Origin of the sequence: Acutalibacter muris (assembly GCF_002201475.1) — a bacterium.
Taxonomy (GTDB): Bacteria; Bacillota; Clostridia; order Oscillospirales; family Acutalibacteraceae; genus Acutalibacter; species Acutalibacter muris.
The window spans coordinates 1,243,144-1,257,083 of record NZ_CP021422.1 but is presented as its reverse complement, the minus strand read 5'-3'; the positions used below and the strand labels follow the sequence as shown (position 1 = coordinate 1,257,083).

Below are 13,940 nucleotides of genomic sequence, written 5' to 3'. Positions count from 1 at the left end.
ACATGAAAAATTGGACAGGGCAGCCCTGTCCAATTTTCCTCTTTGCGCCCCGGCTCAGCGCCTGAGCATGAGCTCGTCTATAAGCCGGCGCATATCGGCCTCACTGTGGATCTCCTTCTGGCGCTCCTCCAGGGCGGACCTTATCTCCTCTGGCAGGTCCCGGTAACCCGGATAGTCCACGGGCAGCAGCCCCGCCATCATGCCGCTGCCTGGATACCCCATGGCGGACACGCTTCCCCACTGATACGGAAACATAAAATCACCCCCGGAACCTAGTATGCGCAGGTTGGGGGTGATTTTGTCTGTGAAAATTTACCGCATATTTCTGGCAATTACGCGCTATGCTGTTGTTTATCCCCTCAGTTCTCAAAGAACTTGGAATGTATAGCCTCCACCGCCCTGTCGCTGTCGGCCTTATGCACCAGGACAGAAATTTTGATCTCGCTGGTGGAGATCATCTGTATGTTCACGTTGCGGCTGAAAAGGGCCTCGAACATCTCCGCTGCCACGCCGGGGTGGGTCTCCATGCCTGCGCCCACTATGGACACCTTTGACACATTGTCGTCGGCCACAAGGCTTGTGGCGCCCAGCTTCTCGGTGTACTCCTTCAGAAGCTCGATGGTGTCCTCCATGCGGTCCTTCTCCACGGTGAAGCTGATGTCTTTGGTGCCGTTGCGGCCTATGGACTGGAGTATTATGTCAACATTTGTACCCTTTGAGGAGAGCTTCGAGAAAATTTTATAGGCAAGGCCGGGCTTATCCGGCACGCCGATTATTGAAATGCGAGCGATATTGTCGTCCTTGGCCACGCCGCTTAATAGCATCTGTTCCACGCTGTTATCCTCCTTCACGATGGTCCCCTTGGCCCCTGTCAGGCTTGAAAGGACCTCCAGCTCGATATTGTATTTCTTCGCCATCTCTACAGAGCGGTTATGGAGCACCTGGGCCCCCAGGGTTGCCAGCTCCAGCATCTCGTCATAGGTGATGCTGTCCAGTTTTTTTGCCCCTGGTATTCTCCTGGGGTCGGCGGTGTAAACGCCGTCCACGTCCGTGTATATCTGGCACAGGTCTGCGTGCATTGCCGCCGCCATAGCCACGGCGCTGGTGTCTGAGCCGCCGCGCCCAAGTGTAGTCATGTCGCCGTAGCGGTTCACCCCTTGGAAGCCGGTTATCACCACTATGCGGCGCTTATCCAGTTCCTTCCTCACCCTGGAGGTGTCTATCTTCTTTATGCGCGCGTTTCCGTAGTCCGAGGTAGTGTCGAAGCCCGCCTGCCAGCCCAGCAGGGAGACCACGGGATAGCCCATGCGCTCGATGGCCATGGCGAGAAGCGCCGCAGATATCTGCTCCCCCGAGGAGAGCAGCATATCCATCTCGCGCTTACTGGGCCGCTGATTCACCTCGGCGGCCTTGGCGATAAGGTCGTCTGTAGTGTCCCCCTGGGCGGAAACCACCACTATCACATCGTTGCCGCCCTTATAAGCGGTGGTGACGATATTGGCCACATTGTCAATGCGCTGGGCGTCGCGCACGGAGGTGCCGCCGAATTTCTGTACGATTAAAGCCATATACAACCCCTCTATGCTTTATTTTTGTTTTAGCGTATTATAGCGCTAAAAGAAATAACTGTCAACACGGGCCGGTCAATTCAGGCGATTTATACATTCGTATGCGGTGAACCGGGAAATTTTGCGGTTAGGTTTTACTCAATGACCACCTTCGCGCCCTCCTGGTCCGCCTGGAGTGTCTCCACCCGCCAGCCGGTTATGCCCTTATCCTCCAGGTGGGAGATGCATTTCCTCCCAAAATCCTCGGCGTTCCAGCTCTCTATCATGGCGATGATGGTGGGCCCCGCGCCGCTGACGTAGGTGCCCAAGGAGCCCAGCTCGTAGCTCATGCGGAACACGTTGTCATAGTTCTCGATGAGCCCAGAGCGGTAAGGCTGGTGTATTCTGTCCTGGACCGCCACTCTGAGGTTGTGCAGCTCACCCGAGAACAGGGACGCCGTCATAAGCCCCGAGCGGGACAGGTTATACACCGCGTCCTCACGGCTGTACTCCTTTGGCAGCGCGGCCCGGGCCTTCTCCGTTTTCAGCTCGAAGGGGGGTATCATAACCGCGAAGCGTATCTTGTCGCTGACGGGCACGCTGACGCTGTACACCCTCTCCCCCTCCATGGCCGAGGCCACAAGGCCCCCGGAGAGGGCTGGGCTGGTGTTGTCCGGGTGGCCCTCTATCTTAGCCGCGAGATTTATCAGGTCCGTATGCGACAGAGGGTTGCCCATAAAGCGGTTCGCCGCCAAAATGCCGGCAACTATACAGGCGGAGCTGCTGCCAAGGCCTCTGGCCATAGGTATGTTGTTCTCCTGTATAATTTTAAGCCCCGGCAGCTTTTTGCCGCAGATATCGTAGAGGTGGCTGGCGGCCCAGAAGATAAGGTTGCTCTCGTCCTTTGGCACGTCCAGTCCGTCGGTGCAGCTTATGTCAAGTCCGTCATACTCCTCCACCCAGACCCGGTTCTTCATGGTCAGGGCTATGCCTAATGAGTCAAAGCCGGAGCCCAGGTTGGCACTGGTGGCCGGCACGTCTATGCGTATCATTTCCTGCCCCCTTAAAAGTCCGAAATCCTGATGCGGTCCAGGACCCTTACGCCGCTCTCCTCAAGCCGCAGAAGGCGCTCCCTTATCCCGGCTTCGCTTATGTTCTCCACGGTGACCCCCGCTTCTCCCTTGGCCTCCTCCCTGCGGACTATCCGCGCCGCGCCGGGCAAGGCCTCTGCCGCTTTGGCAAAAGTCTCGTCAGAGGAGCAGTCTCCCTGGATCCTCAGGAAGAAGTCCCCTTTAATGCTCTCGAAGGGCTCGATATAGTCTGGCCTCGCCTCCTCCCAGAACAGGTATTTTCTCGCTTTCATATGCTTTACGCAGTCGATAACGTCCGCCACGACGGCGCTGGCCGTGGGAAGCTTCCCGGCTCCCTTGCCGTAAAACATCACGTCGCCGGTGGCGTCCCCCCGGACCACAATGCCGTTGAACACGTCGTCCACGTTGGCAAGCTGGCTTTCCCGGCTGATAAGCATGGGGGCCACCATGATGGCTATATGGCCGTTTTCCAGCATACTCACCTGTCCGATAAGCTTTATCACCCCGCCCCAGGCGTCGGCATAGGCCACGTCCTCCAGGGTTATCTTCGTAATGCCCTCGGTGTGCACCTCCTCGGGGTACACATGGGTGCCAAAGGCCAGGCTCGCCAGAATACATATCTTCCGGCAGGCGTCCGCGCCCTCTACGTCGGCGGAGGGGTCCCGCTCGGCATAGCCCAGCTCCTGGGCCAGCTTTAAGGCCTCCTCAAAGCCCATATGCTCTCTTATCATCTTCGTCAAAATAAAGTTGGTGGTGCCGTTGAGGATACCCGCTATCTCTCCCACCTCGTTAGCCGCAAGGCACTGGCTGATGGGCCGGATAATGGGTATGCCGCCGCCGACGCTGGCCTCGAAAAGGAAATTGAGGTTGTTCTTCTGGGCCAGGGCCAGCAGCTCCGCGCCCTTGGCGGCCACCAGCTCCTTGTTGGAGGTCACCACGGACTTGCCGTTTTCAAGGCACTTTCGCACGAAGGTGTATGCCGGCTCAAGTCCCCCCATGCACTCCACCACTATGGTGACCTCCGGGTCCTCCAGTATAACCTTGAAATCCTTTGTAAAGCTGCCTGCGTATGGGAGCTCCGGGAACTCCCTGAGGTCCAGGATATGCTTTACCCTTATCTCCTCCTTGGCCCGGCGGGTAATGCTCTGTGTATGGGTCAAAAGCACCTCCAGCACGCCGGAGCCTACCACTCCGTGGCCCAATACCGCGATGTCTGCCATGTTTCTCACTTCCCAAAATATATTTTATGCTGTTATAACTGTCTATTCCGGTACGTCCGGTGTGTGGTCCGGCGGGGGATCGTCCGTTGGGGCCTGCGTGGGCTCTTGAGTGGGCTCCTGGGTAGGTTCCTGTGTCGGCTCCTGAGTGGGCTGGTCAGAGGGCGTGGGGTCGAAGCTGGGCGGCGGGTCCGGGGTTACTGGCGTATCTGTGGGACCGGCGCTGGGGTCGGTACTGGGAGAAGCGCTGGGCGATACCGAGGGGACCACCGACGGCGCCGCGGACGGCAAAGCCGAGGGCGAGGGCGAAGGTCCTGTAATATGGTCCGAACCGCCGTTACAGGTGCCCGGGGCGTTACCCGACTCATACCAGCCGGTGGCCGTGTCAAAGCAGCTAGGCCCGGCCAGCTTTCCGCTGCTGCGGCAGAAGGCCAGCTGCTGGACGTTATCGCTTAGGATCCAGTTCCTGTCGCCCCAGTCGTAATTCTCATAGAGATAGTTCATCACCGTCTTCCAAATGCGCATGGACATGCTCCCGTCCCCCAGCTCTCTGGAGTAGGTATAGCCGTTCCAGACCCCCGCCACGCAGAAGGGTGTGCCCCCCACGAAGTACAGGTCATAGTCGTCGTCTGTGGTGCCGGTCTTGCCGAAGACCTCCATGGGCATATCCGCAAGGTAGCCGCCGGTGGAGTTGGCGTAGTATATGGGCTTATGCAAAAGCTTATTCATGATGGTGGCGCTCTCCTCGCGCATGACCCGCTCGCCGTTCTCCATTCCGTCCCTATTGTCCAGGATAACGCTGCCGTTATGGTCCTGTACATAATAGTAGGTGGCCGGCTTGTGGTACACGCCGCCGTTGGCAAAAATCTGATAGCCCGCCGTCATGTCCGCAACGGTAACGCCCCAATACTGGGTGCCCAGGGCCATGGCCGAGCGGCTGTGGGCGTCCACGTCGACGGTAAGGGTGGAAAAGTGCAGCTTCTCCGTCAGCCACTCATAGCAGGCCTCGGGGGTAAGGGTGGTGCACAGCTGGGCCGCCGGGGCGTTCATGGACATCTCTATGGCAGTGTCCACGCACATATAGTCGGTATACCTGCCGTTCCAGTTGGCGGGCCCGGGCTCGCCGCCTATGCCGTTCCAGTCCGCCAGGGGCTGGTTCTTCAGCAGCGTGCCGTAGGTTATTGTGCCGTTCTCTATGCCCAGAGGATATGGGCTCACTGTCTTCATGGACGAGCCGCAGGGGCGCATGGCCTGGGTAGCGTTGCTGTAGAGCAGCGCGCCGTTGCGCTCGTACCTGCTGCCTACAGTCACCAGCACCCGGCCGGTATAGGGGTCCATGACGAAAAGGCCCGTGTCAATATCGTCGTCGGCGGGCAGCATATCTGTGTTTGTCAGAAACAGCCGCTCGACGGCGCTCTGCATCTCATAATCCATGGCGCAGTAGATGGAAAGGCCGCCGTTATACATGACGGTCTCGGCATACTCCTCGGAGTAGCCGTACTTGTCCATCAGGTCCTCCTTCACCTGATTAAAGAGGTAATCAATGTACCAGTTCCACTTTCCCAAATCCAGGTCGGCGTCGTCGTCCTCCTCGTCGATGTCCGCGCCTATAAAATCCATGCTCTCAAGCTCCGCTATGGCCTCGTTATATTCCGCGCGGGTGATGCGCTGCAAATGCTCGGCGTCAAACTCCTCAGACTCCGAAAGCTCCAGCATACGGTCAAGGACTGTCTCGGCCTTTTCCTTGCTCTCCTCCGGGAATATAAGAGGGTTAAACTGATAGGGATTCTGGGTTATGCCCGCAATAAGGGCGCACTCGGCCAGGGAGCACTCGGTTATGCTCTTTTCAAAATAGCACTGGGCGGCGGATTCCACCCCCTGGCAGATGCCGCCGTAGTTGACGATATTCAGGTACGCCTCCAGTATCTGGGCCTTTGTATACTTGTCCTTCTCCATGTTAAGGGCGGTAAATATCTCCGTCACCTTGCGCATAATGCTCACCTGGTTCTCGCCGGTGATGTTTTTTATCAGCTGCTGCGTCAGGGTGGAGCCGCCGCGGCCGGGCTGGCCGGTCATCAGGTGCAGGACGGCCCCCGCGGTGCCCCTCCAGTCCACGCCGTGGTGCTGGTAAAAGCGGTGGTCCTCGATGCATATCTGGGCGGTCTGCATTTGCAGGGGGATATCGGAAAGGGACATCCACACCCGGTTCTCGTTGCGGTACAGGGGCAGGTACTCCGTGGCGTTGCCGTCCTTGTCCATCAGGTATATCTCGCTGGAGTAGTTCAGGTTGCCCACGTTGATATCCGGCGGCTCGGCGTTTCGGAAGCTCAGGATGTAAGAGGCCACGGAGAAAAAGACCAAAAGTCCCGTAATGGCCGCTATCCAGAACACGGTCTTAAACACCTTCCATATCATGCCGCACATGGTGGCCACAGTGGCCCCGGCGGACTTGGTGAACTCCCCCTCCGTATGCTGGCTGGGCACGCTCACAGACGTGGTGGTATACTTGTTGATGTCTTCTCTTCTCATAGGCTGTCCCTCCATGTTCGCGGAATGTTCCGTTTCTTCTTGAAAATTATGTTAATTATTTTGATAGCTTGTCCAAATACTGGCATAAAATGCGGGCATACGTGGCAGAATAGGCGTATCTCAAGCTTGTAAAGGAAGGCGACGGATATGACATACAGACGCTATAAGACCCTGACCATAATCCTGCTGATAGTCACGGTAATCGCCCTTTTGCTCTCGGCCGTCATGCTCACGCTGCGGCGCAGCGGGTTGGCTGTTTCTGGGGAGCCGGAAAGCCCGCCTGAAAACCCCGCCACGGTATATTATACCCCAAAGCCCGCCCCAAGTCAAGAAAACAGCGAAACTGAAGAAAGTAAGGCGGAGGATAAATTTCTTGTCACAATTTACCGTGGCGGCATAGGGGTGTTCCAGCCGGGCAAATCCGTGCCGGTGCTCACAAAGCACACGGAGGTGTATCTGCTGCCCGAGGAGGACATCAAGCTCCTGCGCGACGGTATTTGGGCCAGGGACCTCTCCCACGCCAAGGAGATCCTTGAGGATTTTGACTAAATCCTCTCCCGCGTGAAAGGAGCGCCCTGCCGGTTTAACCCCGGCAGAGCGCTCCTTCTTTGGCTTGAGGACTTCGCTTACTTCAGGCCCTTCTCGTAGCTCTCGATCATCTTCTTGAACGTGTGACCCGCACGACCTCTGAGATTCTGAAGGTACTTGTCCGTGGTCTCCCCAGTAAATATCTTGATTTGCAGAAGCATCCGGCCCTCCTCCGGGGTCACATATATCTTGTCGATGTACTTATCCACAAACTCCTTGTTGATGATACCCTCCGCTGCGTCCCTCTTGGCCTCGTGGAGCACCCGGCGGATGGTGTCAATATGCTTTTTCAGCTCACCTCGGGAGAGCTGGCTCTGCTCTAACTCATAAATCTGTTTCTCAGCCTCGCTGATCTCCTGGTCGCAGGCCTTGTTCATTGCAAGGAAGTCCCGGTCAGACAGCTCACCCATCGCGTTGAAACCCAGCAGCTTGGACTTCTTCTTTTGGGCCAGCTCGATCCTTTTTCTCATATCTTCTATCTGCCGGGCCGTGTCCCCATCGTCCTGCAAGGACTTGTACACCTCTACATATTCCTCAACGAGAGCCTCGGCATCTGCCTCTGTCTTGCTGAACACCTGGAAAAGCAGAGGTTTTATTTCCTCCTCATAGATCGCAAAGGAAGGGCAGGCATCCGCGCCGTTCTTTATTTTACCGGAGCAGACCCACTTGCTGTTCTTCTTTCCGTCCCGGCTGACAGAATCCCGACGGTAGTAAGCCACGCCGCAATGGGTACAAATGAGCTTGCCGGTCAGGAGGTTGGCGTGGTTGCAAATGCCCTGGCGGTTCTTTACGTCCTCGCTGCGCTTGTGGAGGACTTGGTTTGCCTGCTCCCAAAGCTCCTCGTCCACGATAGCGGGCACTATCTCCCCTGTCTCGTCCTTGAACATGACCCACTCCTCTGGCGGGAGGAACTTCTGTTTCTTGGTGAACAGGTCCACCACCTTCACCTTGTTGCCCACATAGTAGCCCTTGTATTTGGGATTTGATATTATCCCCGACATGGTAGTGTGTGCGATGCGGTTGCCGTTGTGGTTGCGGTAGCCCTTCTCCCAGAAAATGGTCTCGATCTGCTTCATGCTGTGCTCACCTGTGGCGTAGAGTTCAAAAAGCTCTTGGACCATCCGGGCTTCGTCTTCATCTATCACCAGCCGACCGCCATCTTTTATATAGCCGAAAATGCGGCTGTTGCCCAGCACCACACTGTTTTTTATAGCCTGGGCATGACCGAACTTTACCCGGCTGCTGAGCTTACGCAGCTCGTCTTGGGCAATGCCGGACATGATGGTCAGGCGCAGCTCGCTGTCCTCGTCCAGGGTGTTGATGTTGTCGTTCTGGAAGAATACGCCAACTCCAGCGTTCAGCAGTTCTCGGGTATAGCTGATAGAGTCCAGGGTATTTCTGGCAAACCGGCTGATCTCCTTTGTGATGATGAAGTCAAAAACCCCCGCTCTGCCGTCCTCCACCATGCGGTGAAAGTTCTCTCGGTTCTTGGTGGTGGCAGCGGAAAGGCCCTCGTCGATGTAGCCCTCCACATATTCCCAGGCGGGATTTTTGCGGATGAGCTCCTGGTAATAGGCGATTTGGTTCCCCAGGGAGTTCAGCTGCTCGTCCTTTTCGCTGGATACCCGGGCGTAGAAGGTGACTCGCAGGGGCAGGTCGTAGATGGGCCTTGTCTTCAACTGTTGGCGGATGGTATGGATATCCATATCTCGCACCTCCGTTCAGTTCGTTATATCATGATTATAGTATAACAGAAAGAAATCGAAAAGGCAAGAGCCTAACCGATCATACGGCGCAGCTTTTGCCTCTCCTCTTCTGTTATCAGATTGTGCTGGTACAAGTAGTCGTTGAAGTAATTCAGCCAGATTTTGCGAACAACTGCATCGGCTGTCTGCTTTCCTTTGTGTTGATTGCGGGAATCACTTGAGTGCTTAGGGTTATCTTTCAATGTACAGTTATTCTCCTTTCTGACAGAGGACATCATTTTTAGTTTTTCATAGCGAATGTCATAATATACCATGACGTTAGCCAAAATCTGATTGTTTTTCCACTGGTTCTCTGCTGCAGCCTTCAAAATTATGCGCATTTTTGAGCACAAAAAAAGTCATTTATGCCTATACAGACACAAATGACACTTTGAAACTCTTCAACTTTGCTTTATCCAAAAGCCTTGAAACTATACATATATAGTAGCATATATTGGTTCTCATGTCAAGTGCGAATGAAATATCTTCGCCGGCGTCCGTAGCTGGCGGACAGCGGAGTGGTCGGTTCTCCCATATCCTTTGCAGGGTCTTCGCGTTGGCATAGTGCCGCCATGCCATATGTACTCTTGGCCTACTTTCCAGATAGGTGGATAGCCGCTCTCTCGCAGGGATATGTACCGGGTCAGACTGTGAAGTTGTCAAGGTTCGTGGCATGGGGAAATTGCCTTTCATCCTATAAAAACAACTCAGATTTCGGAAATCTTCCCTCTCAGAGAGAAAATTTTGAAATATTTTTGATAATGTGCAGCAGGATATACTGACGCAAGTCTTCGTCCAGCTCCCCATCCACATAACTTCTGCTGTTTATCAGAGGTATATATAACTCGATTATATTGGCGAGGGCATCATTGTTCCCATTTACCGCCGCCGTAAGCGTAGTACGAAATTCGATGGCGTTCAATGCGCGTCACCGCCTTCCAGTGCCTCGCGGAGCCTCTTTATTGCCAGGGACTTCTGCTTATAAACGTACTGTACTGTGCAACCCAATTCTCCTGCGATTTCCTCTGGCAACATATCCAAAAGGAACAGCATAGTTATTATCCTCTTTTTTGCGGCAGGCAGCTGGGCAAACGCTTCCGCGAGATGCTCCTCCGCAAAATCGAAAGACTCACCGGTTGGCATATCCTGGCAGCTTAACTTGTCCATAGGAGCTTCCTCCAGGGGAACCGTATCCACTCTACGGCTTTGCTCTTTTAGGTAATTTAACCTCGCCCTGTAAACAGTCACCTCCATCCACTTAGTAAACCTAGCCCTCAACTCGTCCCGTTCCTGTTCTTTGCCGCACATGGTGCGCTCCTTTCTTCCAGGGCACACCAGCAGGGCAAAGTGCGGAACGAAAAATCCAGACACACCTGAATGGTATGCCTGGACAAAATGATTTGAAAAGACAAAAAGGCCGGGCTACATTTCTGTAGAACAGCCTTTTGCGAGCGGTCAGGAAAGATGTCTGCCAATATGCTGAACAACTTGCCAACATATCGTCTGACGCTTATTTTTTTAACCGCATTATAATTCTACCATTTTTACCTCCCCATTAAAATAGTTGTAAAGATGTATTGTAATCGTTTTAGGATGAGTTATGTCAAAAATGTTTAATTTACTGAAATGCCTCTATATTATCCAACATTTCTGTTATATTGCCATTAAAATCTACGTCATCTCCAGTATCACTCCCATCTTCATGAACAGCCTCGAGCTGTTCTTTCAGCACATTACGGACCATCTCCTCAAGAAAATTCTGTGATAGGCTCTGCACCGCCTTGATTTCCACCCTGCACTCCGGGCTAAGCAGTGCCGGGTGAGCTGCCAAATACTCCCCCAGCGCCGCCACCACGACCGCGCTTTTTCGATTGCCTAACCGCTCCAGCAGTTCACCGGCCTGTATCTGCTCCTCGGTTTCAGCCGGAAATTGCAACGAAAAACGGTACTTTCCATTCTTGCGCATAAGATTACCCCCTCAATCGGGCCAACTGTTTCTCCCCGAGCATCTCATACCCCACAGCGTTGGCATTGGGCGAGTCGATAAACTCCGCCTTGCCTGCCAGCGGTGATTCACTCAGGTAAGGCTGAAGGAGGATGCTGCCCCCGCCGATGAAGATAGCAGGGTTGGAGCGAAGGTCAACCTGAAGCTCCCGAAGCTGGTTCAGAATATCGTTGGCATGGAGTTTCGCGGCAGTGTAGATTACTTCCCGGACTTCATCGGACAGATATTTCTCCTTGCCCTGTAGGACGTTGGCAATGTGCTCGTCGTCAATCTTCATATCATACTGAGAGCTGACCTTGCGGATGACCTCGTTGTTCATGGTGATGACGCCGGTTTCCAGGGAGCGGCAGAACTGCAAATCCGGCTTACCGTTTTGCAGGAGCAGCACATCCGTGGTGTATCCGCCAATGTCGATGATGAACAAACGTGAAGTATTTAGCACCATATCACTCTTGGGCACCACCGCCGCGAAAGCCTGGGGAAACACCATCACATGGTCGATTTGAATGGCGTATGGCTTGTCCCGGTAAGAGAACCGCACGGGCGCAGAGCGCTTGAAGTATGAGGCAAACTTCTCTTTCAGCCCGCCGTAATGCTCCGGCGGCAAGCCTACCGCAAGCTGGACGCGCTCAACCGGGGAATACTGTCCCTTGCGCTCCAACTCCTTGGCGATAGCAAACAAGGTCAGGATGAAGAACCGCTCGTCCTGGGTTTTGTCCCTCATGTAGGGCAGGCGGTGGCTTGTCAGCGTCCAGAATTTGCCGGCGTATTCCAGAATCTCGTCGGTCATGGGCGGCTTGACAGAGTGCTCGGTGAGACCGGACACAAAAGTGAAGCGGGGCGTTTTAATGGCATAGTTGCCGTGGTCGATGGCGATCAACATTGTAAGTACCTCCTGAGTTTCATTTGCAGGGATCACACCCATTACTGTGCGCATTTACAACTGAAATACGCAATATTTTTTCAAAAGCAAAGGGGCAACGCAGCGCGTCACCCCTCGTTCGTCAACTATTTCTATCCAGATCTGCTTTCAGCCGGGCCCAGATAAAGTCATCCAACCCCTTGTATCGTGGATCCCAGACATAGGTGCCATACCGGAACCCCATCCGGCCCAGCAGGGCCATTAACTTCTCGTAGGCGCTCTGCACATAGCAGTTGGTAACATAGTCCATATCAAAGGCCGTCTTGATTTCCCTGACGCCCTGTTTTCGTAGTTCGGTAAGAGCTTCTTCCAGCCTTTGCAAGGCGTTCACCCCCGGCACCGCCAAAACGGTCAGCCCGGAGAGGGCATGAATCACATCGGCCTTCATGGGGCCCTCGGTTAGAACTATCATCTTGCCTGGTTTCCCAGCCAAGTGCGTCCAGGCTGGCGAACAACAGCCGCCGGTAAGCTCCACGCTGGATATCCAGCGGAACTTACGGTTCTCGGTGTTGTCCAGCCGGAGCTGTAACCCTTGAATCCGGCCCCGCATATCTCGGACGGGAATCAATATCCCCGACCGCTGGTGTACAAACGACCACCACCTGGCTTTTGTGCGGAAGAACCCCGGCACGCCTTGCGGGTCAGCGCCGGTTTCCAGTACGCGATGGACAAGCTCGGAGTTGTTTGACAGCGGCATAGACTTGTAGTCCAGCTGGGCTATATCACGGTCACTAAGTCCGCGGTTGTGGAGGTTGTCACGGTGGGCGTTCGCCAGTCCCAGGACAGAGAGGAGCGCGGAGTAGGTGCGGTGGCGCATAGAAATATCGGCGATAGGAGTTTCAACTGGTTGTTGATAATCTCTCGATTCTGCCCGCATGGGCCGCTCGTTCAAGCGCAGCCGCTCCGCCAGCTCCCGCCACACCCTATCACGGTCGGTGCTGGTGAAAAGGGAGTACAGGTCGAAGATACCGCCTGACACCCCGCATTTTGCGCACCGAAACACCTCTTTCTTGAAGTTGATATTCAGGTGCTTATCCCGCTCACCATCACAGCAGGGGCAGCGAACATAGCAGGAGATCCGTCCAGCCGAGGGCTGGGGCAGGCCCAGCAGGGATACCACGTCCGTCATGCGGATCCGTTCCATGCGCTTCACTCCTTATGCTCTTTATGCGGATTGCAGGGCAAAGTCCCTGATGAACTGTGCGGCTGCTCCGACTTTCTCCGTAGCGGGAAACTTCTCGGCAACCCACTTTATGGCTCCGGGGTCAAGCTGAAGAACCTCGCCCAAGGTCTTGCCCTTGAACTTGGTGATAGGGCAAGGCACTTTCATGGCCTGCTCCAGCTTTTCCTCCTGAGTCAGTTCGCGGGGAGCAGGCTCCTCGACGGCATAGGGCTCGGTGGGCGCTGGCATATTAGTTGTCGTAACACCCTCGGAAACCGTGTCCGGGAACTCGTCCCCAGCCATAGAGAACTGTAGGCCAAAGCCGGCATTTCTCAGCGCGATACCCACTGCCGCGGTCTGTGCCCACTCTCTGGGCGAAACGGAAGGTTTGTCCTCAAGGTAGCCCCGGGAGGCCGTAGCCTCTGCCAGAAAGTACTCTGCCGGATCTTTGTAGCTGGGGTACACCCGGGCGGTCGCCACAAAGCAATCTTTGCCGGGAGTTGCCTGCACAGAAATGCGGCCCTCCGGGTATTTTAGACGAAACCAGGCAATTTGCGCCATGACGGGCAGACGCTTGCGGGTCTCTCCGGTGTTGAGGTCGGTGTAATCCACCGCATAGGGTGTCGGGTCGAAACCCTCCACGGCGTTGATTTTATTCAAAATGTTACTGTTGTCCACTTTTCAAAACCTCCTGCAAGTTGATATAGGTATCGCGGTACTGCATCCAGACCGGGAGCAGCGTGTTGATGTATTTGCCGACGGTCTGGCTGTACTGCTCGGGCTTACTGGGCGAAAAACTGGAGAATTGCTTTCGCCCAGTCTGCACCACCTTTTCAAGAGACTGGTGGGCGGTTTCACGGCGCTTCTTGCCGTCGGCGTCGGTTTTGGCACCGAACTGCCGCTCGCTGAGCACGGACTTGATGTAGGCGTCCACCAGCTGGTAGTGGTAGCTCAGGTCATCCACCTTCATGCCCATGGGGGCGCTTTTGGAGAAAGCCTGGAAGGTCTCCAGCACGCAAATGCGGTAGTTCAGCTCCTGCAGGGCAAGGTTCTCCCTGGGCTGAATTGTGTGTTTGGCAATCTTGGAGTTGTACTCTGTCTGCTTTTCTCTGCATACTGTGAGAATGCTCATTT

Annotated in this window: 15 protein-coding genes; 1 reads left to right on the top strand and 14 read right to left on the bottom strand. The window is 55.0% G+C overall.

The features are described from left to right. Window positions 1–54: 54 nt before the first annotated feature. The 5 genes from ADH66_RS19940 to ADH66_RS06370 all read right to left on the bottom strand — a co-directional run bounded on the left by ADH66_RS19940 (window position 55) and on the right by ADH66_RS06370 (window position 6,384). Window positions 55–255, bottom strand: a complete 201-nt coding sequence (locus ADH66_RS19940; RefSeq protein ID WP_066534216.1) for a hypothetical protein — start codon at window positions 253–255, stop codon at window positions 55–57. Window positions 256–359: 104 nt separating this feature from the next. After that, the gene (locus ADH66_RS06385; protein ID WP_066534217.1) at window positions 360–1,568 is read right to left on the bottom strand and encodes an aspartate kinase; all 1,209 of its coding nucleotides are present in this window, start codon (window positions 1,566–1,568) and stop codon (window positions 360–362) included. A gap of 134 nt (window positions 1,569–1,702) precedes the next feature. After that, window positions 1,703–2,599: a homoserine kinase gene (thrB, locus tag ADH66_RS06380; protein WP_066534219.1), complete on the bottom strand. Its 897-nt coding sequence runs from the start codon at window positions 2,597–2,599 to the stop codon at window positions 1,703–1,705. 11 nt (window positions 2,600–2,610) lie between these two features. Continuing rightward, the gene (locus ADH66_RS06375) at window positions 2,611–3,858 is read right to left on the bottom strand and encodes a homoserine dehydrogenase (RefSeq protein ID WP_066534221.1); all 1,248 of its coding nucleotides are present in this window, start codon (window positions 3,856–3,858) and stop codon (window positions 2,611–2,613) included. A 42-nt stretch (window positions 3,859–3,900) separates the two neighbouring features. After that, window positions 3,901–6,384: a transglycosylase domain-containing protein gene (locus ADH66_RS06370; protein WP_066534224.1), complete on the bottom strand. Its 2,484-nt coding sequence runs from the start codon at window positions 6,382–6,384 to the stop codon at window positions 3,901–3,903. Window positions 6,385–6,531: 147 nt separating this feature from the next. Between ADH66_RS06370 and ADH66_RS06365 the strand changes: the two genes are divergently transcribed. Beyond that, window positions 6,532–6,933 (top strand): hypothetical protein, encoded by a 402-nt coding sequence (locus ADH66_RS06365; RefSeq protein ID WP_066534230.1) that lies wholly within the window; start codon window positions 6,532–6,534, stop codon window positions 6,931–6,933. 77 nt (window positions 6,934–7,010) lie between these two features. On the opposite strand, the gene ADH66_RS06360 is transcribed toward ADH66_RS06365, so the two are convergent. The 9 genes from ADH66_RS06360 to ADH66_RS06320 all read right to left on the bottom strand — a co-directional run bounded on the left by ADH66_RS06360 (window position 7,011) and on the right by ADH66_RS06320 (window position 13,938). After that, window positions 7,011–8,678, bottom strand: coding sequence for a recombinase family protein (locus tag ADH66_RS06360; protein WP_066534231.1), 1,668 nt, complete (start codon window positions 8,676–8,678; stop codon window positions 7,011–7,013). Between the two features lie 71 nt (window positions 8,679–8,749). After that, on the bottom strand, window positions 8,750–9,046 hold the full coding sequence (locus tag ADH66_RS06355; RefSeq protein WP_088364383.1) for a hypothetical protein: 297 nt from the start codon (window positions 9,044–9,046) through the stop codon (window positions 8,750–8,752). A 401-nt stretch (window positions 9,047–9,447) separates the two neighbouring features. Continuing rightward, a complete protein-coding gene (locus ADH66_RS06350) occupies window positions 9,448–9,639 on the bottom strand; it encodes a helix-turn-helix domain-containing protein (RefSeq protein ID WP_066534235.1) in 192 nt (63 codons plus the stop codon). Beyond that, window positions 9,636–10,025 (bottom strand): sigma-70 family RNA polymerase sigma factor, encoded by a 390-nt coding sequence (locus ADH66_RS06345; RefSeq protein WP_066534236.1) that lies wholly within the window; start codon window positions 10,023–10,025, stop codon window positions 9,636–9,638. Before ADH66_RS06345 ends, ADH66_RS06350 begins: the two co-directional genes overlap by 4 nt. Before the next feature lie 310 nt (window positions 10,026–10,335). Continuing rightward, complete coding sequence (locus ADH66_RS06340) at window positions 10,336–10,683, bottom strand: hypothetical protein (RefSeq protein ID WP_066534238.1); 348 nt, start codon at window positions 10,681–10,683, stop codon at window positions 10,336–10,338. Window positions 10,684–10,687: 4 nt separating this feature from the next. After that, window positions 10,688–11,605 carry a ParM/StbA family protein gene (locus ADH66_RS06335; RefSeq protein WP_066534239.1) on the bottom strand — a complete coding sequence of 306 codons (918 nt, stop codon included), beginning with the start codon at window positions 11,603–11,605 and terminating at the stop codon, window positions 10,688–10,690. A 121-nt stretch (window positions 11,606–11,726) separates the two neighbouring features. Beyond that, window positions 11,727–12,788: a DUF3854 domain-containing protein gene (locus ADH66_RS06330; RefSeq protein WP_066534241.1), complete on the bottom strand. Its 1,062-nt coding sequence runs from the start codon at window positions 12,786–12,788 to the stop codon at window positions 11,727–11,729. A gap of 21 nt (window positions 12,789–12,809) precedes the next feature. Beyond that, complete coding sequence (locus tag ADH66_RS06325; RefSeq protein WP_066534243.1) at window positions 12,810–13,484, bottom strand: hypothetical protein; 675 nt, start codon at window positions 13,482–13,484, stop codon at window positions 12,810–12,812. Beyond that, on the bottom strand, window positions 13,471–13,938 hold the full coding sequence (locus tag ADH66_RS06320; RefSeq protein ID WP_066534245.1) for a hypothetical protein: 468 nt from the start codon (window positions 13,936–13,938) through the stop codon (window positions 13,471–13,473). The genes ADH66_RS06325 and ADH66_RS06320 overlap by 14 nt, the downstream gene beginning before the upstream one ends. Window positions 13,939–13,940: the final 2 nt, after the last annotated feature.

What these genes read in the sequence shown, in the direction of transcription:
- ADH66_RS19940 (WP_066534216.1), bottom strand. Translation starts at nt 255, where the DNA reads ATGTTTCCGTATCAGTGGGGAAGCGTGTCCGCCATGGGGTATCCAGGC.
- ADH66_RS06385 (WP_066534217.1), bottom strand. Translation starts at nt 1,568, where the DNA reads ATGGCTTTAATCGTACAGAAATTCGGCGGCACCTCCGTGCGCGACGCC.
- thrB (WP_066534219.1), bottom strand. Translation starts at nt 2,599, where the DNA reads ATGATACGCATAGACGTGCCGGCCACCAGTGCCAACCTGGGCTCCGGC.
- ADH66_RS06375 (WP_066534221.1), bottom strand. Translation starts at nt 3,858, where the DNA reads ATGGCAGACATCGCGGTATTGGGCCACGGAGTGGTAGGCTCCGGCGTG.
- ADH66_RS06370 (WP_066534224.1), bottom strand. Translation starts at nt 6,384, where the DNA reads ATGAGAAGAGAAGACATCAACAAGTATACCACCACGTCTGTGAGCGTG.
- ADH66_RS06365 (WP_066534230.1), top strand. Translation starts at nt 6,532, where the DNA reads ATGACATACAGACGCTATAAGACCCTGACCATAATCCTGCTGATAGTC.
- ADH66_RS06360 (WP_066534231.1), bottom strand. Translation starts at nt 8,678, where the DNA reads ATGGATATCCATACCATCCGCCAACAGTTGAAGACAAGGCCCATCTAC.
- ADH66_RS06345 (WP_066534236.1), bottom strand. Translation starts at nt 10,025, where the DNA reads ATGTGCGGCAAAGAACAGGAACGGGACGAGTTGAGGGCTAGGTTTACT.
- ADH66_RS06340 (WP_066534238.1), bottom strand. Translation starts at nt 10,683, where the DNA reads ATGCGCAAGAATGGAAAGTACCGTTTTTCGTTGCAATTTCCGGCTGAA.
- ADH66_RS06335 (WP_066534239.1), bottom strand. Translation starts at nt 11,605, where the DNA reads ATGTTGATCGCCATCGACCACGGCAACTATGCCATTAAAACGCCCCGC.
- ADH66_RS06330 (WP_066534241.1), bottom strand. Translation starts at nt 12,788, where the DNA reads ATGGAACGGATCCGCATGACGGACGTGGTATCCCTGCTGGGCCTGCCC.
- ADH66_RS06320 (WP_066534245.1), bottom strand. Translation starts at nt 13,938, where the DNA reads ATGAGCATTCTCACAGTATGCAGAGAAAAGCAGACAGAGTACAACTCC.